This is a genomic window from Janthinobacterium sp. BJB426 (assembly GCF_002735705.1).
GTDB lineage: Bacteria > Pseudomonadota > Gammaproteobacteria > Burkholderiales > Burkholderiaceae_D > Janthinobacterium.
Map to the genome: position 1 here is coordinate 307,893 of NZ_PDZL01000004.1, position 25,842 is coordinate 333,734.

Sequence of the window (25,842 nt, forward strand, 5' to 3'; positions counted from 1 at the left end):
TTCAGGCATGATCCTGCCTGAAACATCCCTGACGCCCCTGCCGTTGTCGCTTTGCAACCTCCAAAGTCCTTCCAGCGCCGATATCAATATTGATATCGAAACAGTGGAAAAATTGATTGGAGAGATTATCGCCCAGCCCCTAAGATAAACGCCGAGCATGCGAACGACATGCAAGCGACATAAAAAATATCAATACAATATCTGGAGATTCATGATGCGCAACGCCACCGGCCCGCTCGCGGCCACTTCCCCTCGTCCATTCACCTTGAAGGCAGCCGTTGCGGCACTGGCCGGTATTGGCTTGCTGAGCACGGCATCGGTCTGGGCGCAGGAGGCGGCGGACGCCAGTGCCGAGCCGGCTGCGGAAGTGTCGGTCGTGACCGTCAGCGGCGTGCGCCGCTCGGCGCAAAATTCGCAGCAGATCAAGATGCGTTCGGACCAGGTCATCGATTCCATCGTGGCCGACGATATCGGCAAATTCCCCGATAACAACGTGGCCGAAACCCTGGCGCGCATTTCCGGCATCCAGATCCGCCGCGATTCGGGCGAGGCCAGCGCCGTCATGATCCGCGGCTTGCGCGATGTCACGACCCTGCTCAATGGCCGCGAACTGTTCACCACCACGGGCCGCTACGTCAACCTGGCCGACATTCCCGCCACCATGCTGCAGCGCGTGGACGTGTACAAGTCGCAGGGCGCGGACCAGGTCGAAGGCGGCGTGGCCGGCATCATCGACGTGCGCACCAACCGTCCGTTCGACTTCAAGGATTTCACGGCCAGCGTGAATACGCGCGCCGTCTACAGCGACAAATCGAAAGCCACGGACCCGAACATCAGCGGCATGGTGGCTAACCGCTGGAAGACGGGCATCGGCGAAGTGGGTGCGCTGTTGGGCTTGTCGCAGCAGCAGCACCGTTACCACGAAGAGCGCGCATTCAATACGGCGCCTGTGGATAAAAGTTTCCTGTTGCCCGGTTTGACGGGGCCGGATCAGGTGGGCTTGTTGCCGATCAAGGGCGACCGCCGCCGCACGACCGCCAATGCCGTGCTGCAATGGCGCCCGAACGCCGACGTCGAACTGTACGCGGAAGGCATGGCCACGCGCTTCCTGCTCGATGCCGAGTCCGATTACTTTGTCGGCTTGCCATGGTGGGGCACGCCCGTGTCGGCCACAAAGATTCCCGGCACCGACCAGTTGCAAACGCTCACTTCCACCAACGTCAACACCATCATGTCAACGCAGGCGAACAAGAACCAGACGAAGACGCATCAATTTGCCGTGGGTGGCTTGTGGGATATCAACCCGGAATGGCGTTTCACGTCGGAAGTGGCCAGCACCAAAAGCACCTATGCCTGGCGCAACCCGATTCTCGATGCCATCACCGTCGTGCCGAATGCCCGCATCAATACCAACCAGAACGGCACCTTGCACGTCGACTACACGGGCATCGATTTGCAAGACCCGTCGAATTACTATCTGAAGGGCTTTTTCGACCGTTACGGCCGGGATCAGGGCAGCTCGAACGACGTGCGCGCCGATCTGGCGTACACGCCGAGTGCCGGCGGTATCTTCAAGGAAATCAGCGTCGGCCTGCGCGGCGTGAAGCGCGAGGCCGAATCGATCAAGAGTTTCGAGGGCAATGCGGAAGCACCGGACGTGTCCGGTGCCGCGTTTCCGTTCAGCCGCCAGAGCGTGACGTCGATTCCCGGCCTCAATTGCCTGTCGGAACCGATGTCCAGTGGCGGCTCCGACTATGGCTTGAAGCAATGGTACACGCCGTGCGCCAGCTTCCTGCTCAATAACACGGGCACCATCCGCGAAGCCGTCACGGGCAGCAGCGCGGCGCGCGCCATGGACCCAGGCTCATTCTTCAAGGATACGGAAAAGACGTATTCCATCTATACCAAGGCGAAAATCGCCTTCAAGCTGGCCGAATATCCCGTCGACGGCACCCTGGGCGTGCGCGTCGTGCGCACCGAGCAAAGTCTGCAAGGCAACAGTTCGCAAGATGGCGTCTACACGCCTGTCATCAGCGACACGGCCAGCACCGATGTGCTGCCGAGCGTGGCCCTGAAAATCAAGCTGCGCGGCGACCTGGTCGGCCGCTTCGCTGCGGGCCGCACCATCAGCCGCCCCGGCTTTTCCCAGCTGAACCCGGGTGTGGCCCTCGTCAACTCGACGGAAACGGTGAAAGCGACAGGCGCGGGCGGCAATCCAAACTTGAAACCGGTCACGGGCGACAATGTCGATGCCGCGCTGGAATGGTATTTCGCGCCAGCCGGTTCCGTCACGGCCACCGTCTTCCACCACAAGTTCGACGGCTATATCCAGCAACGCATTTCCAGCGAAACCATCGCCGGCAAGACCTACGACGTGGACCGCCCGTACAACACGGCGGCCGGCAAGCTGCAGGGCCTGGAAATTGGCTACCAGCAGTTTTATGACGGCTTGCCGGGCTTGTTGAGCGGCCTGGGCTTGCAAGCGAACGGCACCTACATGAGCGGTACCACGGACGACGAGACGGGCAGCCATGCCATCACGGGCGTATCGCGCTATGCCTACAACCTGGTGCTGCTGTACGAAAAAGATGCGTGGTCGGGTCGCCTGGCCTACAACTGGCGCTCGAAATTCATCGACAGCTACAACCAGGGCGGCCCCGGCCTGGACCTGAAAGTGGCGGCCACAGCCCAGCTCGACGGTTCGTTGTCGTACAAGATCAACGACCAGTTCACCGTGACCCTCGATGGTAATAACTTGCTCGACACCAAGTTCAAGGATTACTGGAACGAGCCGGGCGTGTATGCGCGCGATACGCGACGCTATGACCGGACAGTCGGGTTATCCCTGCGCTGGAAAATGTAAAACGTCCATGGCTGCGTTGCATTGCCTTGCCGTACTCCTCGTACTGTCTTCGGCAACGCGCCTTGCCCTGAACGTTTTACATGAGTGAAAAAAGCAGTATCCAAGGGCGTTGCCATGGTTTCGGCCGGCAACGCCCCTGTCAGTTGGGCAGTCACGCACGATTCATCATAAAAAGAATGGACGGAAAGCATGGAGACGCAAAAATTATCTACCGTTGAAAAGGTCGGCTTCGGCGCCGGCGACATGGCGCTCAATGTCGTCATTTCGTCGATGATGCTGATCATCACCTTTTTCTATACCGATATCTATGGCTTGAAAACCACCGACCTGGCCCTGCTGTTTGTGGCCGTGAAAGTCATCGGCGCCATCGCCGATCTGGTCATGGGCCAGATCACCGACCGCTACAGCTTTGCCTCGGGCCGCTACCGGCCGTATCTGCTGTGGCTGGCCGTGCCGTATGGCGTCAGCGTCTTCTTTGTCTTCAGCACGCCCGAGTGGCAGTATGACGCCAAGCTGATCTGGGCATATTCGACGTATATTTTGATGACCATCATGACGGCCGGCGTGGGCATCCCCTACATTTCCCTGATCAGCGGCCTGACCAGCGACCCGCAGGACCGCCTGTCGGCCAACGGCTACCGCTTGTTCTTCGCCAAGATCGGCGCCTTCATGGTGACCATCGTCGTACCCATCCTGTCGCAGCGCTGGGGCGGCGGCAATCCGGCCGTCGGCTACCAGGCAGCCATGGCCGTAATGGCCGTCATGGGCGTTGCCCTGTTCCTGTTCTGCTATTTCTCCACCACCGAGAGGGTCGTGCACGTGGTGGAAAAGCAATCGCTGCTCGATCAATTGAAAGTGCTGCTGCAAAACGACCAATGGTTGGTGCTGTGCGGCGTGTGCGTCACGGGCACCATCGGCTATGTCGTACGCGGCTCCGTCGCCATTTATTACGCGAAATACTATCTGGGCGGCAGCACGGAAACTGTCGCCGCCTTTTTGACCACGGGCGTGGTGGCCGCCATCCTGGCCATGATCGCCTCGACCTGGATCACCAAGTTTTATTGCAAGGTAAAACTGTTCCGCTACACGCAGATCGGCGTCGCGCTGATCAGCCTGGCGATCTATTTCCTGGTAAAACCGAGCGATACCGTGCTGGCCTTCGCCCTGTATTTCCTGCTCTCCTTCGTGGTGGACTTGCATGCGCCCGTATTCTGGTCGGCCATCGCGGAAACCATTGATTATGGTCAAGTGAAAACGGGCAAGCGCGTCTCCGGCTTCGCCTTTGGCGGCATTTCCGTGTGCCAGAAGGCGGGCATGGCGGTGGCGGGCGGCCTGGTGGGCGTGCTGCTCGCGTATTTCGACTACCAGCCCAACCATGAGCAAACGCAATTCGCCCTGAACGGCATCGCCCTGATGCTGTCGATCATCCCCGGCTTCTTTCACTTGCTGATGGGCTTGTTGATGTTCAAATACCGCATCAGCGATACGTACTACAGCGGCGTCAAGTCGGAAATGCACAAGCGCGGCTACGTGGCCGCGTAAGAATAATTGAATGGAGTAAACAACATGGCAGACGTCTTGAAACCGCTGATCGAACAGCGCGCCGACCCGCATATCTACCGCCACAGCGACGGCTACTATTACTTTACGGCGTCCGTGCCCCAGTACGACCGTATCGAACTGCGCCGCGCCGACAGTATCGCCGGCCTGGCCGACGCGCAAACGGTCGACGTGTGGCACAAGCCGGAAACGGGGCCGTACAGCGAGCTGGTGTGGGCGCCCGAGCTGCACTTCAACCAGGGCGCCTGGTATGTGTATTTCGCCGCCGCGCCGAGCCGCGAGATCAAACATAAACTGTTCCAGCACCGCATGTATGCGATCCGCAATACGCATGCGAATCCGCTCGAAGGCGCGTGGGAATTCATGGGCCAGATCGACACGGGCATCGACACCTTCTGCCTGGACGCCACCACGTTCGAGCACGACGGCGTGCTGTACTACCTGTGGGCGCAGAAAGACGTGGCCATCGAGGGCAATTCGAACCTGTACATCGCGCCGATGGCCACGCCGTGGCAGCTGGCTGGCCCGCCCGTGATGCTGAGCAAGCCGGAGTTTGACTGGGAAATCCGCGGCTTCTGGGTCAACGAGGGGCCGTCCGTGCTGAAGCGCAACGGCAAGATCTTCATCAGCTACTCGGCCAGCGCCACCGATGAAAACTACGCGATGGGTCTGCTGTGGGCCGACGAGTCCGCCGACTTGCTCGACCCGTTTTCGTGGAGCAAGTCGCCCGAGCCCGTGTTTGCCACCTGCTATGAGCACGGCATCTACGGCCCCGGCCACAACAGCTTTACGACGGCCGACGACGGCGACAGCGTTTTGCTGGTGTACCATGCCCGCACCTACACGGAAATCGTCGGCGACCCGCTGTGGAACCCGGACCGCCACACGTTTGTCAAACCGCTGCGCTGGGATGCGCAAGGCATGCCCGTGTTTGGCCGCTCATCGACCCTGTAAAACCTGGACCCGACGCCATGACCCCAGTTGATTCTGTTTCAGTGACGCAAGCGCCGTTCGGCACCCTGCCTGATGGCCAGCCCGTCAGCGTATTTACCCTGACGAACCGCCAGGGCATGCAAGTCAGGGTGCTCGACTTTGGCGCCATCATCAGCGAAATCCACGTGCCGGACCGCGACGGCACTTTTGCCGACGTAGTGCTCGGTTTCGAGCGCATCGAACCGTATCTGGCCAACGGCGCTTTTCTCGGCGCCGTCATCGGCCGCTACGGCAACCGCATCGCCGAGGGACGTTTCAGCCTCGATGGCAAGGATTACCAGCTGGCCGTCAATAACGCGCCGAATCACTTGCATGGTGGCAACCAGGGCTTTCACCAGGTCATGTGGCATACCGAGCCGTTCACCCGGGGTGATGTCGTTGGCGTCACGTTCACGCGCAGCAGCCCGCACGGCGAAGACGGCTACCCTGGCAAGCTGGACGTTACCGTCGTGTACGAACTGGACAACGACAACGCGCTGAGCCTGCGCTACCACGCCGTCACGGACCAGGCCACCCCGATCAACCTGACCAACCACAGCTATTTCAATCTGGCGGGGCAGGGCGATATCCTCGGCCATGAGCTGTCCATCAACGCGGACCGCTACCTGCCCGTGGACGCGGGGTCGATACCCACGGGCGAACTGGCGGACGTGTCCGGCACACCGTTCGACTTGCGCCAGAGCACCATTATCGGCGACAGCATAGCCCTGCCGCATGAGCAGCTGCGCATCGGCCGCGGCTACGACCATAACTTTGTGCTCAATAAACAGGCAGATCACGGGCTGAACCTGGCCGCCACCGTGCGCGATCCGCAATCGGGCAGGGTGATGCAGGTGTACACACAGGAGCCCGGTGTCCAGTTTTATTCGGGCAATTTCCTCGACGGCAGGCAGCCCGGCAAGCTGCGCGCCAACAGCTACCGCAGCGCGCTATGCCTGGAGACCCAGCATTTCCCGGATGCGCCGAACCAGTCCCACTTTCCGAACACCATCTTGCGTCCGGGTAAGGAATATCGGACGCAAACCGTGTACCGCTTTTCCGCCGAGTAAGCTCTCTGCCAAAACAGCCCACGCCCTGCCGCCACGCGCCCGCAGGGCGTTTTCATTGGGACCTTCTGATACCGTTTTCGATATCGGAACGCATTAAAAATTGATTGGAAAGGCATGGCAGGATTCTTTAGTATTCCAACATCGCTGCCCGGGCCGACGACCTTAGATCCGGCATGGCACAACCAGGAGAATGGCATGTCTGAGACAAAAAAGAAGGTAGCCCTGCGCTCGGCCGAGTGGTTCGGCTCGCAGGACAAGAATGGCTTCATGTACCGCAGCTGGATGAAAAACCAGGGCATACCTGACCACGAATTTCATGGCAAGCCCATCATCGGCATCTGCAATACCTGGTCCGAACTGACCCCCTGCAACGCGCATTTCCGCCAACTGGCCGAGCACGTCAAGCGCGGCATCCTGGAAGCGGGCGGTTTCCCCGTGGAATTCCCCGTCTTCTCGAATGGCGAATCGAATTTGCGCCCGACGGCCATGCTGACGCGCAACCTGGCGTCGATGGATGTGGAAGAATCGATCCGCGGCAATCCGATGGACGCCGTCGTGCTTCTGGTCGGCTGCGACAAGACCACGCCAGCGCTGCTGATGGGCGCTGCCAGCGTCGATATCCCGACCATCGTCGTCAGCGGCGGTCCCATGCTGAACGGCAAGCTGAACGGCAAGGACATCGGTTCCGGCACGGCCGTGTGGCAGTTGCACGAGCAGATGAAGGCCGGTTCCATCACCTTGCACCAGTTCATGTCGGCCGAATCGGGCATGTCGCGCTCGGCCGGTACCTGCAACACCATGGGCACGGCCTCGACCATGGCCAGCATGGCGGAAGCGCTGGGCACCTCGCTGCCGCACAACGCGGCTATTCCCGCCGTCGATTCGCGCCGCTACGTGCTGGCGCACATGTCGGGCATCCGCATCGTCGAAATGGTGCATGAAGACCTGCGCCTGTCGAAAGTGCTGACGCGCGAAGCATTTGAAAACGCCATCAAGGTCAACGCCGCCATCGGTGGCTCGACCAACGCCGTGATCCACCTGAAAGCGATTGCCGGGCGCATCGGCGTGCCTTTGGAGCTGGAAGACTGGACCAAGGTAGGCCGCGGCACGCCGACCATCGTCGACTTGCTGCCGTCGGGTCGTTTCCTGATGGAAGAGTTTTACTACGCGGGCGGCTTGCCGGCCGTGATACGCCGCCTGGGCGAGGGCGACTTGCTGCCGCACAAGAATGCGCTGACCGTCAACGGCAAGTCGCTGTGGGACAACTGCGTCGAGGCGCCGATCTACAACGACGAGGTGGTACGTACGCTGGACAACCCGCTGCTGGCCGATGGCGGCATTTGCGTGCTGCGCGGCAACCTGGCGCCACGCGGCGCCGTGCTGAAACCGTCGGCCGCCTCGCCGCATCTGATGCAGCACCGCGGCAAGGCTGTCGTGTTCGAGGATTTCGAACATTACAAGGCCCGCATCGTTGATCCGGATCTCGATGTCGATGCGAACTCCGTGCTGGTCATGAAAAATTGCGGCCCGAAAGGCTATCCCGGCATGGCCGAAGTGGGCAACATGGGCTTGCCGCCGAAACTGCTGGCGCAAGGCATTACCGACATGGTGCGCATCTCGGATGCGCGCATGAGCGGCACGGCCTACGGCACCGTCGTCCTGCACGTGGCGCCGGAAGCGATGGCCGGCGGCCCGCTGGGCATCGTCCGGGATGGCGACATGATCGCCCTCGATTGCCACAACGGCAGCCTGAACATCGACATCAGCGATGCGGAAATCGCCGAGCGTCTGGCGAAGCGCGAACTGGGCAGCGCGCCCGGACCGAAGAGCGGCTACCAGCAGCTGTACATCGAACACGTGTTGCAGGCCGACGAAGGCTGCGATTTCGACTTCCTGGTCGGCAATCGCGGTTCCGCCGTGCCGCGCCACTCACATTAAGCGGAGAGAATCATGCTGTTGCTGCAATTTACGAATGAACACGGCGGGCGCCTGGTCGGCCTGCTGCAAGACGACCAGATCCGCGTCATCGAAGGCTACAACACGACCTATGCGCTGGCGCAAGACGCCATCCGCAAGAAGGTCAACCTGGCGGAGCTGGTCAATGCCACTGTTGGCAACGCCACGCACTTGTATGCGGACGTGGCCGGCAGCGGCCGCCTGCTGGCGCCGCTCGACCACGCCGATGAAGCGCACTGTTACGTGACGGGCACGGGCCTGACCCACCTGGGCAGCGCCGGCGCGCGCGACGCCATGCACAAGAAGATCGGCGGCGACGCGGAATCCTTGAGCGACTCCATGAAAATGTTCCGCCTGGGCGTGGAAGGCGGCAAGCCGGCTGACGGCACGGCTGGTGCCCAGCCAGAATGGTTCTATAAAGGCGACGGCTCCATCGTGCGCGCTGGCGGCCAGCCGCTGCGCATGCCGGACTTTGCCCTCGATGGCGGCGAAGAGCCGGAAATCGCCGGCCTGTACGTGATCGGCGACGACGGCCAGCCATATCGCGTCGGCTACGCCATCGGCAATGAATTCTCGGACCACATCACGGAACGCCAGAACTATCTGTACCTGGCCCACTCGAAGCTGCGCGCCTGCAGCGTGGGCCCGGCCATGCTGGTGGGCGAATTGCCCGCGCATATCGCCGGTACTTCGCGCGTGCTCGATGCGGCAGGCAATGTGCGCTGGGAAAAGGCATTTGTCAGCGGCGAAGAGAATATGTCGCACACGATTGCCAACCTGGAACACCATCACTTCAAGTATCCGCTGTTCAAGCGCCCTGGCGACGTGCACGTGCACTTCTTCGGCACGGCAACGTTAAGCTTTGCCGATGGCGTGAGCGTGGCGCCGGGCGAAACCTTTGAAATCGAAGCGCCGGCCTTTGGCCCTGCCTTGCGCAACCGCCTCGACGTCTTCCCAACCGAATTTGCGAAAGTGAGCACATTATGAGTTTCAATATCACCGGTGATGCATTGATCGGCGGCGTCGCCGTCCAGGGCAATGGCGGCTCCTTCGAAGCGTGGGACCCGGCCGCGCGCGGCCACATCGCGCCCGCCTTCCACATGGTTGACGTAGCGCAAATCGACGAGGCATGCCGTCTGGCGCAAGCCGCGTTCGACCCTTTCCGCGCCACCACGGATGCGCAGCGCGCCGATTTTCTCGACACCATCGCCGCGCAAATCGGCGAACTGGGCGACGAATTGATCGTGCGCGCCATGACGGAAAGCGGTTTGCCGCGCGCGCGCCTGGAAGGCGAACGTGGCCGCACGGTGGGGCAATTGAAATTGTTCGCCGGCTTGCTGCGCGAAGGATCGTGGACGGATGCGCGCATCGACAGCCCGCTGCCGGAACGTACGCCGCCGCGTCCTGACTTGCGCTTGCGCATGATCGGCCTGGGCCCCGTCGCCGTGTTTGCAGCCAGTAACTTCCCGCTGGCCTTCTCGGTGGCGGGCGGCGATACGGCCTCGGCCCTGGCTGCCGGTTGCCCTGTCGTGCTGAAAGCCCACTCGGCCCACCCTGGCACGTCGGAACTGGTGGCGCGCGCCATCGTCAAAGCGATTGCCATCTGCAAGCTGCCGGCCGGCGTGTTCGCCTTGCTGACGGGCACGGGCAATGGCATCGGCCAGGCGTTGGTGGCCCATCCAGCCATCCAGGCTGTCGGCTTTACGGGGTCGCGTTCGGGCGGCATCGCCCTGATGAAGGTGGCGGCGGAACGTGCGCAACCGATACCCGTGTATGCGGAAATGAGCAGTATCAACCCCGTGTTTGTGCTGCCGCAAGCCCTGGCCGCCCGTGGCGCGGCGATTGCCAGCGGCTTTGCCGCTTCGCTGACGATGGGCGTGGGCCAGTTCTGCACCAATCCCGGCCTCGTGCTGGGCTTGGCCGGCGCCGACTTCACGGCCTTTGCCGCCGCTGCCGCCGACGCGCTGGTACCTGCGCCGGCCGCCACCATGTTGACGGCCGGCATAGCCAGCAGCTATGCCAAGGGCGTTGCCGCCCTGGCGCAGCACGCCGACGTGACGCCGCTGGTGCAAAACACGGGCGACGAAGGCAAGGGCGCCGCGGCCCTGTTCGTCACTTCGGGCGAAGCGTTTTTGGCCAAGCACGACTTGCGCGACGAAGTCTTCGGCCCTGCCTCCTTGCTGGTGGCTTGCCGCGACATGCAACAGTTGCTGGAGATTACGGAAAGCCTGGAAGGCCAGCTGACGGCCACCCTGCAGATGGATGCCGGCGACCTGGAAGACGCGCGCCGCCTGCTGCCCGTGCTGGAACGCCGCGTGGGCCGCATCCTGGCCAACGGTTTCCCGACGGGCGTGGAAGTATCGACGGCCATGGTGCACGGCGGCCCGTTCCCGGCCACGTCGGACGGCCGCAGCACGTCGGTGGGCACGGCGGCCATCAACCGCTTCCTGCGCCCCGTGTCGTACCAGAACCTGCTGCAGGACTTGCTGCCGGAGTCGCTGCGCGACGATAATCCGCTGGGGATCTGGCGCCGTCACGATGGCGTATTAGGCAAACTTTAATCATCAAAAATAAAAATACACAGGCGGAGACAAGATGAAGCAATTGGCGAAATATGGCAGCTTGCAGGGCAAGCGCGTGTTCATCACGGGTGGCGGCAGCGGCATCGGCGAATCCCTGGTGGCGGAGTTTGCCGCCCAGGGCGCGCTGGTGGCGTTTGTCGATATTGCCGTGGAAGCGAGCGAGGCCCTGTGCCGCCGCCTGGCCGAAGCGGGTCTGGCGGCGCCATTGTTCCGCCCTTGCGACATCACGGATATTCCCTCCTTGCAAGCCGTCATGGCCGAACTGGCGGAGACGCTGGGCGACTTCGATATCCTCGTCAACAATGCCGCCAACGACCAGCGCCACCAGGCGCAGGACGTCACGCTGGAATACTGGAACGAGCGCATTGCGATCAATCAACGTCCCATGTTCTTCACCTGCCAGGCCGTCTTCGAGGGCATGAAGCGCCAGGGCGGCGGTTCCATTATCAATGTCAGCTCGATATCCTGGCACATGAAGTCGGGCGGCTATCCCGTGTATGCCACCACCAAGGCCGCCGTCGTGGGCCTCACGCGGGGCCTGGCGCGCGATTATGGCGCGCACAATATCCGCGTCAACACCGTCACGCCGGGCTGGGTCATGACGCAGCGCCAGATCGACCTGTGGGTCGACGACGCGGCGGAAGTGGAAATCAAGAAAAGCCAGTGCTTGCCAAGCAAGCTGATGCCACAGGACATCGCCGCCATGGTGCTGTTCCTCGCCTCGGACGATGGTGCTATGTGTTCCTCCCAGGAATTCATTGTGGACGCTGGCTGGATCTAAGCCTTAGCGCATCGTTCAATCCGCGCCGGGACTGACCGGCACCTCCGATCTAGAAATACCCTCTTGCCGCCCCAACCCCGCGGCAGGAGAGGCATCGCCATTCCATCGCCGGGTTGATCCCGGCCCTTGCTTTTCACTCAAAAACAGGAGACAGCATGAAACTCATCCATACCAGCATCGTGGCCCTCAGCCTTGCCATGGCCGGCAGCGCCTTTGCCGCGCCCGTCAGTGTCACCATCGACGTGGCCAAGCCCGGTTCCGTGATCAACAAGAACGTGTACGGCCAGTTCGCCGAACACCTGGGGACCGGTATCTATGAAGGCATGTGGGTGGGGCCGGAGTCCAGCATTTCGAATACCAAGGGCTGGCGCAACGATGTGCTGGGCGCGCTGAAACAGTTGCACGTGCCCTTGGTCCGCTGGCCGGGCGGCTGCTTTGCCGATGAATACCACTGGAAGGATGGCATCGGCGCGCGCGAGAAGCGTCCGACCAAGGTCAACACCAACTGGGGCGGCGTGGAAGAATCGAACGCCGTTGGCACGCACGAATTCTTCGACCTGGCCGAGCTGCTGGGCGCGCAAACCTATATCAACGGCAACCTCGGGTCCGGTACGCCGCAGGAAATGTCCGAATGGCTCGAATACATGACCTCGGACAGCAAATCGACCCTGGCCGAACTGCGCCGCAAGAATGGCCGCGCCCAGCCGTATAAAGTCGATTACTTTGGCATCGGCAATGAAGCCTGGGGTTGCGGCGGCAATATGCGCCCGCAGTATTACGCCGACCTGTACAAGCACTATCACACCTTCATGAAGACGCCGGAAAGCGCGCGCCCGAAATTCATCGCCAGCGGCGGCAATGACGACGACATCAGCTGGTCCAGCACCCTGAGCCGCGAAATCAAGCCGAACATGATGGACGCCATCAGTTTCCACTACTACACGGTACCGACCGGCGTATGGGAAAAGAAGGGCGCCGCCACAGGCTTTGGCGAAAATGAGTGGATTTCCACCCTGAGCCGCACCCTGCGCATCGATAGTTTGATCAAGAACAATATCGCCGCCATCGACAAGAACGATCCCTCGAAAAAGACGGGCTTGTACGTCGATGAATGGGGCACCTGGTACGACGTCGAGCCGGGCACCAACACGGGCTTTTTGTTCCAGCAAAACAGTTTGCGCGATGCGCTGGTCGCCGCCTTGAACTTCAATATTTTCCACGCCCACGCGGACCGGGTGCGCATGACGAATATCGCGCAAATGGTCAACGTGCTGCAGGCGATGATCATCACGGACAAGGACAAATATTTCCTCACGCCCACGTATCACGCGTTTGAAATGTACGTGCCGTTCCAGGATGCCACCTCGCTGCCGGTCGCCATCAGTGGCAATGGCAAATACAGCCTGGGCAAGGTCAGCATTCCTGAAGTGAGCGCCTCGGCCGCGCGCGGCAAGGATGGCAAGGTGTACTTGTCGCTGGTCAATACGAACCCGCACAAGGCCGTCGATGTGAGCGTGGCGCTGGCGGGCAAGCAAGTGGCCAGCGTGACAGGTCGCGTGCTGACCGCAGGCAAGATGGATGCCGTCAACAGCTTTGCGCAACCGCAAGCCGTGCAACCGGTGGCGTTTAATGCCAAGGCGCAAGGCGGCAAGCTGACCGTGTCGGTGCCCGCCAAGGCCGTGGTGGTGGTGGCGGTCGAATAAACCTGCCGATTTTGATATATCCAGCCGGCCCGCATGACGGGCCGGCTGGTCATGTGGAGAACACGATGCGATTTTCGATAACGATGGCCTTGGCGGCCATGCTTGCCCTCAGTCCCGTCCAGGCGAGCCAGGTCAGCGTGCACGACCCCGTGATGGCCAAGGAAGGCGACACGTATTATTTGTACAGCACGGGTCCCGGCATCACCTTTTACAGTTCGAAAAACATGGTCGACTGGCAGCCGGAAGGGCGCATCTTCGCGGGCCAACCGACCTGGGCAAAAACAGCTGCTCCCAGCTTTGACGACCATATCTGGGCGCCCGACGTGCAATTTCACGACGGTAAATATTATCTGTACTACTCGGTATCCGGCTTCGGCAAGAACACGTCCGGCATCGGCGTGACCGTCAACACGACCTTGAACCCCCGCTCGCCCGACTACCGCTGGGTGGACCAGGGCATGCTGCTGCAGTCCGTGCCCGAGCGCGACGAGTGGAATGCCATCGATTCGAACATCATCACCGACGCGAAGGGCACGCCGTGGATGTCGTTCGGCTCGTTCTGGAATGGCATCAAGCTGGTGAAACTCAACAAAGACTGGACTCGTATTGCGGAACCGCAAGAGTGGCACTCGCTGGCCCGCCGCGTGCCCCTGCCGCCAAGGGCAGGCGAATTCAAGCCAGCGCCCGAGGAAATTGAGGCGCCGTTCATCTTCCAGCACGGCAACGATTACTTCCTCTTTGTGTCCTGGGGCTTGTGCTGCCAGAAGGAAAAAAGCACCTATCACCTGGCCGTGGGTCGCTCCAGGAGCGTGACGGGACCGTACCTGGACAAGGATGGCCGCGACATGGCGCAGGGCGGCGGCACGGTGCTGCTGCAGGGCGACAAGGATTGGAAGGGCCTGGGCCACAACAGCGCCTACACGTTTGACGGCAAGGATTACCTGGTGCTGCACGCGTATGAGACGGCGGACAATTATTTGCAGAAGCTCAAGATCCTGCCCATGACGTGGGACAAGGATGGCTGGCCGCGGGTCGATGCGCGCGACTTGAACCGCTACCAGAGCCGCCAATTGCCGGCTGCCCAACCCTAAGGGCGCACCATGTACAAGACCGTGTTGATGCTGGCGCTGGCCGCCAGCGGCCTTGCCACGCCTGTCCTGCAGGCAGCCGAACTGTTTCCTCTCGCATCCGTGCGCTTGAACGCGGGGCCGTTTCTCGACGCACAGACGACGGATTTGCACTATTTGCTGGCTTTCGAGCCGGACAAATTGCTGGCGCCGTTTCGCCGCGAGGCGGGCTTGCCGCCAATCCAGCCCAGCTATGGCAACTGGGAGTCGACGGGTCTCGATGGGCATTTGGGCGGGCATTACCTGTCCGCGCTGGCGCTGATGGTGGCGTCCACGGGCGATGCGCAGGCGCGCGAACGCCTGAACTATGTGGTGGCGGAACTGAAGAAATGCCAGGACGCCAATGGCAATGGTTATCTGGGCGGCATTCCCGATGGCAATGCCGCCTGGCAAGCCATCGCCAAGGGAGAGTTGCAGGCGGATACCTTCTCCGTCAATGGTAAATGGGTGCCGTGGTACAACCTGCACAAGGTATTTGCGGGCTTGCGCGACGCGTACCAGTACGCCGGCAATCTTGAAGCGAAGGCCATGCTGATCGCCTTGTCGGACTGGGCCGTGAAACTGTCGGGGTCCTTGAGCGATGAGCAGATGCAAGCCATGCTGCGCGCCGAGCACGGCGGCATGAACGAAGTGCTGGCCGACGTCTACACGATGACGGGCGACCAGCGCTACCTGGACCTGGCCGTGCGTTTTTCGCACCAGGAGGTCTTGCAACCTTTGGTGGCGGGGCAAGACAAGCTGACGGGCTTGCATGCGAATACGCAAATCCCAAAGGTGATCGGTTTCGAGCGCATCGGCGCGCTGACGGGCCGGCGCGACTGGCAGCAGGCGGCGCAATTCTTTTGGCAAACTGTGCACGACAAGCGCACGGTGGCCATCGGCGGCAATAGCGTCAAGGAACATTTTCATGACGAGCACGATTTTTCTTCGATGGTGGAAGAGGTCGAAGGGCCGGAGACGTGCAACACCTACAATATGCTCAAGCTCACGCAGCAGCTGTTTCGCCGCGATGAGCAGGTCAAATACACGGATTACTACGAGCGCGCCCTGTACAACCATATCCTGTCGTCGCAGCGCCCGGGCACGGGTGGCTTCGTGTATTTCACGCCCATGCGCCCGAACCACTACCGCGTGTATTCGCAAGTGGACAAGGGCATGTGGTGCTGCGTGGGTTCCGGCATCGAAAGCCAGGCCAAATATGGCGAGTTCATCTACGCGCATGACGGCGACGCCCTGTACGTGAACCTGTTCATGGCGTCCACCCTGGACTGGGCACAGCAGGGCGTCAAGATCGTGCAATCGACCCAGTTTCCCGACCAGGACACGACGCGCATCAAGGTGCTGGGAAATAAAACCTTCAGCATGAAGATACGCTACCCGCAGTGGGTAGCCAAGGGCAAGTTGCGCGTCAAACTCAATGGCAAGTCCCTGCGGGTGAACGGCGCGCCGGGCGAGTATGTGACGATCACGCGCGCCTGGAAAGCGGGCGACACGGTCGACGTGGTGCTGCCGATGACGACGCGCCTGGAACAGATGCCGGACCAGTCGAATTACTACGCCGTGCTGCACGGCCCCATCGTGCTGGCCGCCAGGACGCAGCCGTTTGCGAATGAACAACTGAACTATTTTGCGGACGACTCGCGCATGGGCCATATCGCCCAGGGGCAAGTGTGTCCGCTGGAATCGTCGCCGCTGTTCGTCAGCGACACAAAAGAGTTCATGCACAAGATCAAACCCGTGAAGGGCCAGCCGCTGACATTCACGGCGCCCGGCTTGATCCAGGGCAAGGATGCGGCGACGATCAAACTGATCCCGTTCTTCCGCCTGCATGACTCGCGCTACATGCTGTACTGGCCCGTGTCCACGTCCGCCAGGCTGGCGCAGCTGCAGGAATCCACGCGCCAGGCGGAATCCGAGCGCCTGGCGCTCGACGCGCAAACCATCGACCAGGTGGCACCGGGACAACAGCAGCCCGAGTCCGACCATTTCTTCCAGGCCGAAGGCGGAGAAAACGGCGTCAACAAGGGCCGGCACTGGCGCCATGCGACGGGCTGGTTCAGCTATGAATTGAGCGACCCGCAAGCCGAGGCGAGGATATTGCGCCTGACCCTCTCTACCCTCGATGCGGGCAGGACCTTCGACGTGCTGGTGAACGGCACGAAGCTGCAGACGGTTGCCGTGACGGCCGATGCGCCGCAGGAATTGCATACGCTCGATATCGCCATTCCCAAGGCGCTGGTGGCGGCGGAGAACGGCAAGCTGGTCGTGAAATTTGTCGCCGGCAAGGATTCCGTGGCGGGCGGCCTGTACGGGCTGCGCTTGCTGCGCTGAGTCGCAGGAACGGGCAAGGACGCCATCCAGTGATACGCAAATCGGTATCGCAAGCGAAAAAGAATTGATTGGATGGCTATGTTGCTTTCTCCTACCATGGGTTCATAAAAAACCGCCCATCCGGCATCCGGCTGTGATGGTATTCCAAAAAAAACTGGAGACAAGAATGAAATTGACACGCCGCACACTCCTCGCCAGCGCCATGCTGCTCGCACTGTCCGCTACTTCTTCCGCTTTCGCCGCCAAGCCCCTCGTCATGGGCTTTTCGCAGGTAGGCGCCGAGAGCGAATGGCGCACCGCCAATACCGTCTCCATCAAGGATGCTGCCAAGAAAGACGGCGTCACCCTGAAATTTGCTGATGCGCAGCAAAAGCAGGAAAACCAGGTCAAGGCGCTGCGTTCGTTCATCGCGCAAAAAGTCGACGTGATCGCCTTCTCGCCCGTCGTTGAATCGGGCTGGGATACCGTCTTGCGTGAAGCCAAGGCTGCCAAGATTCCCGTCATCCTGACGGACCGCGCCGTCAACGTGGCCGACAAATCGCTGTACGTGACCTTCATCGGTTCCGACTTCGTGGAAGAGGGCCGCCGCGCCGGCCAATGGCTGCTCGAGCACGCCAAGAAAACCCCCGATGCCACCCTGAACATCGTCGAGCTGCAAGGCACGGTCGGCTCTGCACCTGCCATCGACCGCAAGGCCGGTTTCCTGGAAGTCATCGGCAAGAATCCGAAGATGAAGATCATCCGTTCGCAAACGGGCGACTTTACGCGCGCCAAGGGCAAGGAAGTGATGGAAGCGTTCCTGAAGGCGGAAGGCAAGAAGATCAACGTGCTGTACGCGCACAATGACGACATGGCCATCGGCGCCATCCAGGCCATCGAAGAAGCGGGCATGAAACCGGGCAAGGACATCATCATCATTTCGATCGATGGCGTCAAAGGCGCGTTCGAGGCCATGATCGCCGGCAAGCTGAATGTCACCGTGGAATGCAGCCCGCTACTGGGCCCGCAACTGATGTCGATTGCCCGCGATGTGGTGGCCGGCAAACCCGTGCCGGCGCGCATCACGACGGTGGAAGGCGTGTTCCCTGCCGAGGTGGCAGCCAAGGAATTCCCGAACCGTAAGTACTAAGCTTGCCGCATGATGAACACGCAAGCGCAACACAATGCCGCGCCAGCTCCCTTGCTGGAGTTGCGCGGCATCAGCAAGTCTTTTCCCGGCGTCAAAGCCCTCAGCGACGTAGCCCTGCGCCTGTATCCGGGTGAAGTGCATACCTTGATGGGGCAAAATGGCGCCGGGAAATCGACCCTGATCAAGGTGCTGACGGGCGTCTACACGCCCGACAGCGGCCAGATTTTGCTCGATGGCAAGCCCATTGCGCCCGCGTCCACCTCGGATGCCCAGGGACTGGGCATCAGCACCGTGTACCAGGAAGTCAATCTGTGCCCGAACCTGTCGGTGGCGGAAAACATCTTTATCGGCCGCTACCCGCGCCGCTTTGGCGCCCGTTTTGGCCCGATTGACTGGCGTTCCATGCAGCAACAGGCGCGTGCCTTGCTGCAGCAATTGCAGATCGATATCGATGTCACGGCGCAACTGTCCAGCTTTCCGCTGGCCATCCAGCAAATGGTGGCCATTTCGCGCGCGCTGAACATTTCGGCCCGCGTGCTGATCCTTGACGAACCCACGTCCAGCCTGGACGAGGCGGAAGTCAATCTGCTGTTTTCCGTGCTGCGCCGCCTGCGCGAGCAGGGCATGGCGATTCTGTTCGTCACCCACTTCCTTGACCAGACCTACGCCATTTCCGACCGCATCACCGTCATGCGCAATGGCGAGCGCGAGGGAGAGTATGCGTGCAGCGAGCTGTCGCGCCTGGCGCTGGTCAATAAAATGATCGGCGTGGCGGCCGACACCGTGGCGCAAGAGCTTGATCTGGCGCAAGACGCGGGCGCCGCCAGCTTTGGTCCGACCGTGCTCGAAGCGCAGGGACTGGGCCGCAAGGGTGCCTTGCTGCCCATGGATTTCCACATCCGACAGGGTGAACTGCTGGGCCTGGCCGGCTTGCTCGGCTCGGGCCGCACGGAATTGGCGCGTTTGCTGTTCGGCGCCGACAAGGCTGACTCCGGTTCCATCACCATGCAAGGCAAGGCACGCCAGTTCAACGTGCCGCGCGATGCGATTGCCCGGGATATCGGCTTTTGCTCGGAAGACCGCAAGCACGAGGGCGCGATTTTGTCGCTGTCCGTGCGCGAAAACATCATATTGGCCTTGCAGGCCCGCACGGGCTTGCTGCGCGCCATTCCGTTCAAACGCCAGCAGGCGCTGGCCGATGAATATGTGAAAGCGCTCGGCATCAAGACGGCCAGCATCGAAACGCCGATCGGCAGCCTGTCGGGCGGCAATCAACAAAAGGCCTTGCTGGCGCGCTGGCTGGTGACCTCGCCGGCCATGCTGATTCTCGATGAACCGACGCGCGGCATCGACGTGCGCGCCAAGCAGGAAATCATGAGCTATGTGGGCAAACTCTGCCGCAAGGGCATGGCCATCCTGTTCATCTCGTCCGAATTGCCGGAAGTGCTGCGCTGCAGCGATCGTATCCTGGTCATGCGCGACCGCAAGGCCTGCGGCGACTATGCGCGCGGCGAGCTGGACGACAGCTCCGTGCTGCAAGTGATTGCCGGAGACGCCACATGAGTTTATCCACGCCCTCCAGCGCGCCACTGGCGCGTGCGGCTTCCCTTACGAATGCTTCCATGTTGCAGAGTGTCTTGCATCACCCCCTGAGCCGGCCCCTGGCCGCGCTGTTGCTGCTGTTGCTGGTCGATTTCTTTGCCATCCCCGGCTTTTTTCACCTGGAAATTCGCGACGGTCACTTGTACGGCAGCGTGATCGACATCGTCAACCGCGCGGCGCCCTTGATGCTGGCGGCGCTGGGCATGACCCTGGTGATCGCCACGCGCGGGATCGATATTTCCGTGGGTGCCGTCGTGGCCCTGTCCGGCACCGTGGCTGCCATGCTGATCGGCGGCACCATGGTGATGGAGAATGGCGTGCCGACCTACGTCAGCAACATCCCCATGGGCTGGGCCCTGGCGGCCGCCCTGGGCGCGGCCCTGCTGTGCGGCGCCTGGAATGGCGTGCTGGTGGCGGGTCTCGGCTTGCAGCCCATCGTCGCCACCCTGATCCTGATGGTGGCGGGGCGCGGCCTGGCGCAATTACTGACGGATGGCCAGATCGTCACCGTCTATTATCAGCCGTACTTTTTCATCGGCAGCGGTTACCTGTTCGGCTTGCCGTTCTCGCTGTTTCTCGTCGCTGCCGTGTTTCTCATCACGGCCGTGCTGATGCGGAAAACCGCCTTGGGCCTGTTCATCCAGGCCGTCGGCATCAATCCCGTCGCCGCGCGCCTGGCCGGCATCAAGACTGCCACCCTGATCTTCTTCGTCTACGTCTTTTGCGCGGCCTGCGCGGGGCTGTCGGGCCTGATGATCAGCTCGAACATCAAGAGCGCCGACGCGAACAACGCGGGCCTGATGCTGGAACTGGACGCCATCCTGGCCGTGACCCTGGGCGGTACGTCCCTGGCCGGCGGCAAGTTCAGCTTAGTCGGCAGCATGATCGGCGCCCTCATCATCCAGACCCTGACCTACACGATTTATTCGCTGGGCGTGCCGCCGGAAGTGAACATGGTCGTCAAGTCCGTCGTCGTCTTCCTCGTCTGCCTGTCGCAATCGTCGGAATTCAAGCAATTGCTGCATCGGAGAAAAGCATGAAGGGCTTGCTGCACACCCCGTATTTCACCTCGCTCGTCACGGTCTTGCTGCTGGTGGTGATGCTGGGCCTCGGTGGCGCCGCCTATCCGGGCCTGCTGTCGACGCAAGTGATCTTTAACCTGTTGATCGATAACGCCTTTTTGCTGGTGATCGCCGTCGGCATGACCTTCGTCATCGTCTCCGGCGGCATCGATCTGTCCGTCGGTTCCGTGCTGGCCCTGTCGACCATGATTGCCGCCTGGCTGCTGAACGTGGCGCACTGGCCGCCGCTGCTGGTGATCGTCACCGTGCTGGCGCTGGGTACCGTCTTTGGCGCCAGCATGGGGGCGCTGATCCATTATTTCAAATTGCAGCCGTTCATCGTTACCCTGGCCGGCATGTTTCTGGCGCGCGGACTGTGCTACTTGATCAGCATCAATTCCATCACCATCGATGACCCGCTGTTCGTGGCCATGTCGCAGACTCAGTTGAGCTTTCTGGGTGGCTTCGTCTCGCCGGGCGTGGTGATTGCCGTGATCACATTGCTGCTGGCCATCTGGCTGGCGCACGCCACGCCGTTTGGCCGCGCCGTGTATGCGATCGGCGGCAACGAACAGTCGGCCCTGATGATGGGCTTGCCTGTGGGCCGTACCAAGGTGCTGATCTATGCCTTCAGCGGTTTTTGTGCCTCGCTCGGCGGCGTGCTGTTTTCGTTTTACATGCTGTCCGGCTATGGCTTGCATGCGCAAGGCACGGAACTGGACGCGATTGCCGCTGTCGTCATCGGCGGCACCCTGCTCAGCGGCGGCTACGGCTATGTGGCGGGCGCGCTGTCGGGCGTGCTGGTGCTGGGCACCATCCAGACCCTGATCGCCTTTGACGGCACGCTCAGCTCGTGGTGGACCAAGATCGTCATCGGCGGCCTGCTGTTCGTCTTTTGCGTCGTGCAAAGACTGATGGCCATGGGCCAGAAAAATACCAACGGGAGTTAACCTTTATGTTGAAGCAACACACACTTGCCGCAGCCATCGGCATGGCGGCGGCGCTCGCCTGTGTCACCTTTGGCGCGCAGGCGGCCAATCCCATCGTGAAAAACATCTACACGGGTGATCCGGCCGCGCTGGTCGACAATGGCAGGGTGTATCTGTACGTGGGCCACGATGAAGCGAGCGCCACGGATACGGATTACCGCATGCACGAGTGGCGCGTGTATTCTTCGTGCGACATGGCGAACTGGACGGACCACGGCTCGCCCGTGCGTTACTCGACCTTCGCGTGGGCCGGCAAGGATGCCTGGGCCGGCGACATCGTCAAGCGCGACGGCAAGTACTATTTTTACTCCACCGTTGATCACAAGACCATCGCCGGCAAGGCCATCGGCGTGGCCGTGTCCGACAGCCCCACGGGGCCGTTCGTCGATGCGCGCGGCAGCGCCCTGATCACGAACGACATGACGAAACAGACTGCCATTCCCTGGGACGACATCGACCCGGCCGTCTTCATCGATACGGATGGCCAGGCCTATATTTACTGGGGCAACACGGTCTTGAAATACGCCAAGCTGAAAGCCAATATGACGGAGCTGGACGGCCCGATTTTGACTTTCGGCATGGATGCGTTCACGGAAGCTGCCTACATGCACAAGCATGCGGGTACGTATTATTTGTCGTACTCGCGCAATTTCCCCGAGGAGACGGCGTATTCGACAGGGCCGACACCGACGGGGCCCTGGCATTTCCGCGGCACCATCATGGACAAGAATGCCGTCGTGAAAACCATTCACCAGGCCATCATCGAATTCAACGGCAAGTCCTACATCTTTTATCACAATGACAAGTTGCCCGGCGGTGGAGAATACCGGCGTTCCGTGGCGGTGGAAGAGCTGAAATACAAGCCGGATGGCACCATCGAATTCATCCATCAAACGGCTGGCCCGGCCGCCAACCCGAGCGCCGCCTGCAAGGCATCCTGAGCCATTTCAACAAGTACAAAAAGGAGACACACCGATATCAACAATATCGATATCCATCAGTATCCGATATCGATCATGATATGATTTATTCATGGATACCCTCAACCCCAACTGGTTCTTGCGAGCCCGCCTGAAGACGCGGCAATTGCTGCTGTTGATCGCCCTTGACGAGCAGCGCAACATCCACCGCGCGGCGGAAGAATTGCACATGACGCAGCCGGCCGCGTCCAAGCAAATCAAGGACCTGGAAGAGATGCTCGACGTGCGCCTGTTCGACAGGTTGCCACGCGGCATGGAGCCGACCATCTACGGCGAGACGATGATACGCCACGCTCGCATGGCCCTGACGAGCCTGTCGCTGGCGCATGACGACATCGTCGCGCTCAAATCAGGCCTGACGGGCCAGGTGGAAGTGGGGGTCATCATGACGCCAGCCATGGCCTTGCTGCCGCGCGCGATTGCCCGCATCAAGCAGCAGGCGCCCTTGATGCGCATCGGCGTGCACCTGGAGCACAGCAATACCTTGATGGACATGCTGCAGCACGGCACGCTCGATTTCATGATCGGGCGCATCCTGGAAAAGGAAAGCAGCGCGGGACTCATCTACGAGGAATTGACGGAAGAGCCGGCCAGCGCCGTGGCGCGCAATGGCCATCCGCTGCTGGCGCGCAAGAATCTGCAGTTGAAAGACTTGGCGGGCCAGCCGTGGATCTTGCCGCCGCAAGGCAGCATCCTGCGCCACCGCTTCGACATGATGTTCCGCCGCGCCAGCCTGGAACCGCCCGTCGACGTGGTCGACACGACAGCCTTGCTCCTGATCACGTCCCTGCTGCAGCAGACGGATTCCCTGCACGTGATGCCGACGGAAGTGGCCCATTACTATGAGTCGCTGAACGTGCTGAGCATTTTGCCCATCGAACTGCCGTGCAAGATGGATGCGTTCGGCATCATCCGCCAGCAGGATCATTTGCTGTCGCCGGGCGCGGATATGCTGTTGAAAGCGGTACGCGCCACGGCGGCGGATATGTATTAAACCCAACGGCAAATGCTGGGGTCGTACCCTCAGGGTACGACCCCGGATCTTGCTTTTGGGGTTCAATCCGGCACCTCAAAGAAAAACAGCTGCACCAGTCTGCCATTCTCCGGCGTGTCGCCAAACACATTGCTGATCGAGTGAAAGTAATGTCCCTTGTACACGATCAGGCGGTTGTGGCGCATCGGCACTTCCAGCAGGGCTTGCCAACTGTCGCGCTGTTCCTGCAAGTCGTTGAATTTCTGCACTTTACTGTTCGGCAGCCAGCGTTTCTGGAAGTCCTTGAAGCTGGCGTAGCCGCCCGCTTTCACGTCTGCCTCGGGCAACCTCCGGTACCAGCCGCTGGGCTGGTGGCGCCAGAACGTGGTGCCGCCCTGGCATTGCTCGGGCGGGTTCAGATACAGCACGCCCGCATAGAAATTGAAATTGTTGCCCGTCTCATTGTCCACGTGGATATCCGTGCGCGCCATCGCGTCCGCATAGCTGAGGCGATACGAACCGTTGTCGGGCGAGATGAAACGGATGGGGCGGCCCAGCGCCGTGGCGATGCGCTCCATGATGGCTTGACTGGGCTGGCCTGCCGTCTGGCTGCCCGGATAGTTTTGTCCCGCATAGCGCTGCTGCTCGAACGGCAACGCCAGCGCCTGCGCGCGCCAGGCGATCGGGTCGGGCAGGAAATCGTCGAGGATGTGCAGGTCCGTTTCGCGCAGGAAATCGTGCAGCGATGGCGCGACGTTGATCGCTGTCAAAGTTTCTACCTGTTCTGCTTGCGGACTGGCGAAGCCGATGCGGCACGTTTGCGTCAGCGCCGGATGCAGCGCAAGGCCTTGCGCGTAGCGTTGCAAGGCCAGTTCCTGCTGTCCCGTGCGGTAGTACAGCTCGGCCAGTCCCTGCAGGGTTTGCCAGCGCTGCGGACGCAGGGCGTGGGCCCGTTCCAGTTCGGCGATGGTCTCCATCAGCCGCTGTTTTCCCAGCAGCAATTCGGCATGGCTGATGGCGAAATCGTGTTCGTGCGGCGCCAGCCGCGCCGCCGTGACGTAGCTGGCCAGCGCCGCCTCGCTGTCCGTGCCGCGCAGCACATTGCCGAGGTTGTAGTGGAACAGGGCATTGTCGGGCTGCTGCTTGAGCGACAGTTTCAACAAGCCCAGGCCGATGGCGCCCTGGCCCAGTTCCAGCATCGCCAGGCCCTGGAAATGCTGTGCTTCGGCCAGGGCAGGGTTCAGTTTATACGCGGCCTGGTAGGCGTTGATCGCCTCGATCAGCTTGCCCTGCTGCTGCAGCCCATGCCCGTTTGCCAGATGTTGTTCCGCCAGTGTCTGTTCGCCCATGTCCCGATCCCGATCCCGATGCAATGTGGCGAACAGTGTAACCGAGGCCGTTCTAGCGCGCCTGGCTGACGGGAATTTCTTCCCCGTTCAGCTTGATCGCCACCTTGACGATCTGCGCCTTGACCTGGTTGCTGGCCATGTCCGTTTCCTGGGCGTAGGCGTAGACGACGATGGCGAAGTCCTTGTAGCCGCTGCGCGCCGCCTCGATCTTGCGCGCCGCATCCTGGTCCACTTTCAGCAGCGAATAACCGTCGCCATTCGTGAACGCCAGCTTGTAGTCGCCGTTGTCGTACATGTAGTAATACGTGCCCGCGTCGGCGAACTTGGCGGGGAAGGCGGCCTTGTCCATCGCGTACGGCGACAGCGCGCCCTGGCCATTGATCTGGTAGCGCAGGTAGCGCTTCGCCTTGGCCTCATTGACCTTGGCGTCGATCTGCGGTTTCAGGGCGTCGAGCACTTCCTGCTTGCGGAAGGCGTCGTTGCTGCCCGCATATTCGCGCGAGATGCGCTGCGCCACGGCCGCATAGTCGGGCGGCAGGCCGGACAGGGCGAGGTAGCTGTACATCAACTGGTGGCCGCTGGTGATGTCGACATAGCTGGACGTTGGCGTGGAAGCGTCCGCTTGCGGCAGGCTGGCGGCGGCCGCCTTCACTTGCGCCTTGGCGGCCATGTCGGCGACATTCGCGGCGACGGGGGCGGAGGCGGCTGGTGTGGCGTTATCCGTCTTGCCGCAGGCGGACAGCAGGACGGCGATGGCGAGCAGGGCTGGGAGGGTACGGTTCATGATATTTCCTTGAGTGAATGTGTGAGGTGG

General features: G+C 61.4%; 19 protein-coding genes. 17 read left to right on the forward strand and 2 right to left on the reverse strand.

The genetic code is table 11. The annotated features are described in order from the left end of the window. Positions 1-211 precede the first annotated feature (211 nt). The 17 genes from CSQ93_RS09220 to CSQ93_RS09300 all read left to right on the forward strand — a co-directional run bounded on the left by CSQ93_RS09220 (position 212) and on the right by CSQ93_RS09300 (position 23,700). Positions 212-2,863, forward strand: a complete 2,652-nt coding sequence (locus tag CSQ93_RS09220) for a TonB-dependent receptor (protein WP_099377789.1) — start codon at positions 212-214, stop codon at positions 2,861-2,863. A gap of 189 nt (positions 2,864-3,052) precedes the next feature. Further along, entirely contained in the window at positions 3,053-4,405 is a 1,353-nt protein-coding gene (locus CSQ93_RS09225; protein ID WP_099377790.1) for an MFS transporter, read from the forward strand. 24 nt (positions 4,406-4,429) lie between these two features. Continuing rightward, positions 4,430-5,377, forward strand: coding sequence for a glycoside hydrolase family 43 protein (locus CSQ93_RS09230; RefSeq protein WP_099377791.1), 948 nt, complete (start codon positions 4,430-4,432; stop codon positions 5,375-5,377). Between the two features lie 17 nt (positions 5,378-5,394). Continuing rightward, a complete protein-coding gene (locus CSQ93_RS09235; RefSeq protein WP_099377792.1) occupies positions 5,395-6,465 on the forward strand; it encodes an aldose epimerase family protein in 1,071 nt (356 codons plus the stop codon). Positions 6,466-6,660: 195 nt separating this feature from the next. Then, positions 6,661-8,403: an IlvD/Edd family dehydratase gene (locus tag CSQ93_RS09240; protein WP_035823649.1), complete on the forward strand. Its 1,743-nt coding sequence runs from the start codon at positions 6,661-6,663 to the stop codon at positions 8,401-8,403. 12 nt (positions 8,404-8,415) lie between these two features. Then, a complete protein-coding gene (araD1, locus tag CSQ93_RS09245; protein ID WP_099377793.1) occupies positions 8,416-9,408 on the forward strand; it encodes an AraD1 family protein in 993 nt (330 codons plus the stop codon). Beyond that, complete coding sequence (locus CSQ93_RS09250) at positions 9,405-10,982, forward strand: aldehyde dehydrogenase (NADP(+)) (RefSeq protein ID WP_099377794.1); 1,578 nt, start codon at positions 9,405-9,407, stop codon at positions 10,980-10,982. Before araD1 ends, CSQ93_RS09250 begins: the two co-directional genes overlap by 4 nt. Before the next feature lie 34 nt (positions 10,983-11,016). Beyond that, positions 11,017-11,784, forward strand: coding sequence for an SDR family NAD(P)-dependent oxidoreductase (locus CSQ93_RS09255; protein WP_099377795.1), 768 nt, complete (start codon positions 11,017-11,019; stop codon positions 11,782-11,784). Positions 11,785-11,939: 155 nt separating this feature from the next. Continuing rightward, positions 11,940-13,487: an alpha-N-arabinofuranosidase gene (locus CSQ93_RS09260; RefSeq protein WP_099377796.1), complete on the forward strand. Its 1,548-nt coding sequence runs from the start codon at positions 11,940-11,942 to the stop codon at positions 13,485-13,487. 65 nt (positions 13,488-13,552) lie between these two features. Further along, on the forward strand, positions 13,553-14,578 hold the full coding sequence (locus CSQ93_RS09265) for an arabinan endo-1,5-alpha-L-arabinosidase (RefSeq protein WP_099377797.1): 1,026 nt from the start codon (positions 13,553-13,555) through the stop codon (positions 14,576-14,578). Between the two features lie 9 nt (positions 14,579-14,587). Next, the gene (locus tag CSQ93_RS09270; RefSeq protein WP_099377798.1) at positions 14,588-16,945 is read left to right on the forward strand and encodes a glycoside hydrolase family 127 protein; all 2,358 of its coding nucleotides are present in this window, start codon (positions 14,588-14,590) and stop codon (positions 16,943-16,945) included. A gap of 166 nt (positions 16,946-17,111) precedes the next feature. After that, positions 17,112-18,074, forward strand: coding sequence for an ABC transporter substrate-binding protein (locus tag CSQ93_RS09275; RefSeq protein ID WP_099377799.1), 963 nt, complete (start codon positions 17,112-17,114; stop codon positions 18,072-18,074). A gap of 9 nt (positions 18,075-18,083) precedes the next feature. Then, positions 18,084-19,637 carry a sugar ABC transporter ATP-binding protein gene (locus CSQ93_RS09280; RefSeq protein WP_099377800.1) on the forward strand — a complete coding sequence of 518 codons (1,554 nt, stop codon included), beginning with the start codon at positions 18,084-18,086 and terminating at the stop codon, positions 19,635-19,637. Then, entirely contained in the window at positions 19,634-20,716 is a 1,083-nt protein-coding gene (locus CSQ93_RS09285) for an ABC transporter permease (protein ID WP_099377801.1), read from the forward strand. The genes CSQ93_RS09280 and CSQ93_RS09285 overlap by 4 nt, the downstream gene beginning before the upstream one ends. Then, positions 20,713-21,687, forward strand: coding sequence for a galactofuranose ABC transporter, permease protein YjfF (gene yjfF, locus CSQ93_RS09290; protein WP_099377802.1), 975 nt, complete (start codon positions 20,713-20,715; stop codon positions 21,685-21,687). Before CSQ93_RS09285 ends, yjfF begins: the two co-directional genes overlap by 4 nt. A 5-nt stretch (positions 21,688-21,692) precedes the next feature. Continuing rightward, complete coding sequence (locus CSQ93_RS09295; protein ID WP_099377803.1) at positions 21,693-22,667, forward strand: glycoside hydrolase family 43 protein; 975 nt, start codon at positions 21,693-21,695, stop codon at positions 22,665-22,667. A gap of 91 nt (positions 22,668-22,758) precedes the next feature. Continuing rightward, positions 22,759-23,700 (forward strand): LysR family transcriptional regulator, encoded by a 942-nt coding sequence (locus CSQ93_RS09300; RefSeq protein ID WP_099377804.1) that lies wholly within the window; start codon positions 22,759-22,761, stop codon positions 23,698-23,700. 62 nt (positions 23,701-23,762) lie between these two features. Here CSQ93_RS09300 and CSQ93_RS09305 read toward each other — a convergent pair whose 3' ends face one another. Together CSQ93_RS09305 and CSQ93_RS09310 are read right to left on the reverse strand one after the other, a co-directional pair. Next, positions 23,763-25,028: a DUF6445 family protein gene (locus CSQ93_RS09305; RefSeq protein WP_099377805.1), complete on the reverse strand. Its 1,266-nt coding sequence runs from the start codon at positions 25,026-25,028 to the stop codon at positions 23,763-23,765. Between the two features lie 52 nt (positions 25,029-25,080). After that, entirely contained in the window at positions 25,081-25,812 is a 732-nt protein-coding gene (locus tag CSQ93_RS09310) for a hypothetical protein (protein WP_099377806.1), read from the reverse strand. Positions 25,813-25,842: the final 30 nt, after the last annotated feature.

Excerpts from the sequence above, each read along its gene's own strand:
- CSQ93_RS09220 (WP_099377789.1), top strand. The coding sequence starts at position 212 with ATGATGCGCAACGCCACCGGCCCGCTCGCGGCCACTTCCCCTCGTCCA.
- CSQ93_RS09225 (WP_099377790.1), top strand. The coding sequence starts at position 3,053 with ATGGAGACGCAAAAATTATCTACCGTTGAAAAGGTCGGCTTCGGCGCC.
- CSQ93_RS09230 (WP_099377791.1), top strand. The coding sequence starts at position 4,430 with ATGGCAGACGTCTTGAAACCGCTGATCGAACAGCGCGCCGACCCGCAT.
- CSQ93_RS09235 (WP_099377792.1), top strand. The coding sequence starts at position 5,395 with ATGACCCCAGTTGATTCTGTTTCAGTGACGCAAGCGCCGTTCGGCACC.
- CSQ93_RS09240 (WP_035823649.1), top strand. The coding sequence starts at position 6,661 with ATGTCTGAGACAAAAAAGAAGGTAGCCCTGCGCTCGGCCGAGTGGTTC.
- araD1 (WP_099377793.1), top strand. The coding sequence starts at position 8,416 with ATGCTGTTGCTGCAATTTACGAATGAACACGGCGGGCGCCTGGTCGGC.
- CSQ93_RS09250 (WP_099377794.1), top strand. The coding sequence starts at position 9,405 with ATGAGTTTCAATATCACCGGTGATGCATTGATCGGCGGCGTCGCCGTC.
- CSQ93_RS09255 (WP_099377795.1), top strand. The coding sequence starts at position 11,017 with ATGAAGCAATTGGCGAAATATGGCAGCTTGCAGGGCAAGCGCGTGTTC.
- CSQ93_RS09260 (WP_099377796.1), top strand. The coding sequence starts at position 11,940 with ATGAAACTCATCCATACCAGCATCGTGGCCCTCAGCCTTGCCATGGCC.
- CSQ93_RS09265 (WP_099377797.1), top strand. The coding sequence starts at position 13,553 with ATGCGATTTTCGATAACGATGGCCTTGGCGGCCATGCTTGCCCTCAGT.
- CSQ93_RS09270 (WP_099377798.1), top strand. The coding sequence starts at position 14,588 with ATGTACAAGACCGTGTTGATGCTGGCGCTGGCCGCCAGCGGCCTTGCC.
- CSQ93_RS09275 (WP_099377799.1), top strand. The coding sequence starts at position 17,112 with ATGAAATTGACACGCCGCACACTCCTCGCCAGCGCCATGCTGCTCGCA.
- CSQ93_RS09280 (WP_099377800.1), top strand. The coding sequence starts at position 18,084 with ATGATGAACACGCAAGCGCAACACAATGCCGCGCCAGCTCCCTTGCTG.
- CSQ93_RS09285 (WP_099377801.1), top strand. The coding sequence starts at position 19,634 with ATGAGTTTATCCACGCCCTCCAGCGCGCCACTGGCGCGTGCGGCTTCC.
- yjfF (WP_099377802.1), top strand. The coding sequence starts at position 20,713 with ATGAAGGGCTTGCTGCACACCCCGTATTTCACCTCGCTCGTCACGGTC.
- CSQ93_RS09295 (WP_099377803.1), top strand. The coding sequence starts at position 21,693 with ATGTTGAAGCAACACACACTTGCCGCAGCCATCGGCATGGCGGCGGCG.
- CSQ93_RS09300 (WP_099377804.1), top strand. The coding sequence starts at position 22,759 with ATGGATACCCTCAACCCCAACTGGTTCTTGCGAGCCCGCCTGAAGACG.
- CSQ93_RS09305 (WP_099377805.1), bottom strand. The coding sequence starts at position 25,028 with ATGGGCGAACAGACACTGGCGGAACAACATCTGGCAAACGGGCATGGG.
- CSQ93_RS09310 (WP_099377806.1), bottom strand. The coding sequence starts at position 25,812 with ATGAACCGTACCCTCCCAGCCCTGCTCGCCATCGCCGTCCTGCTGTCC.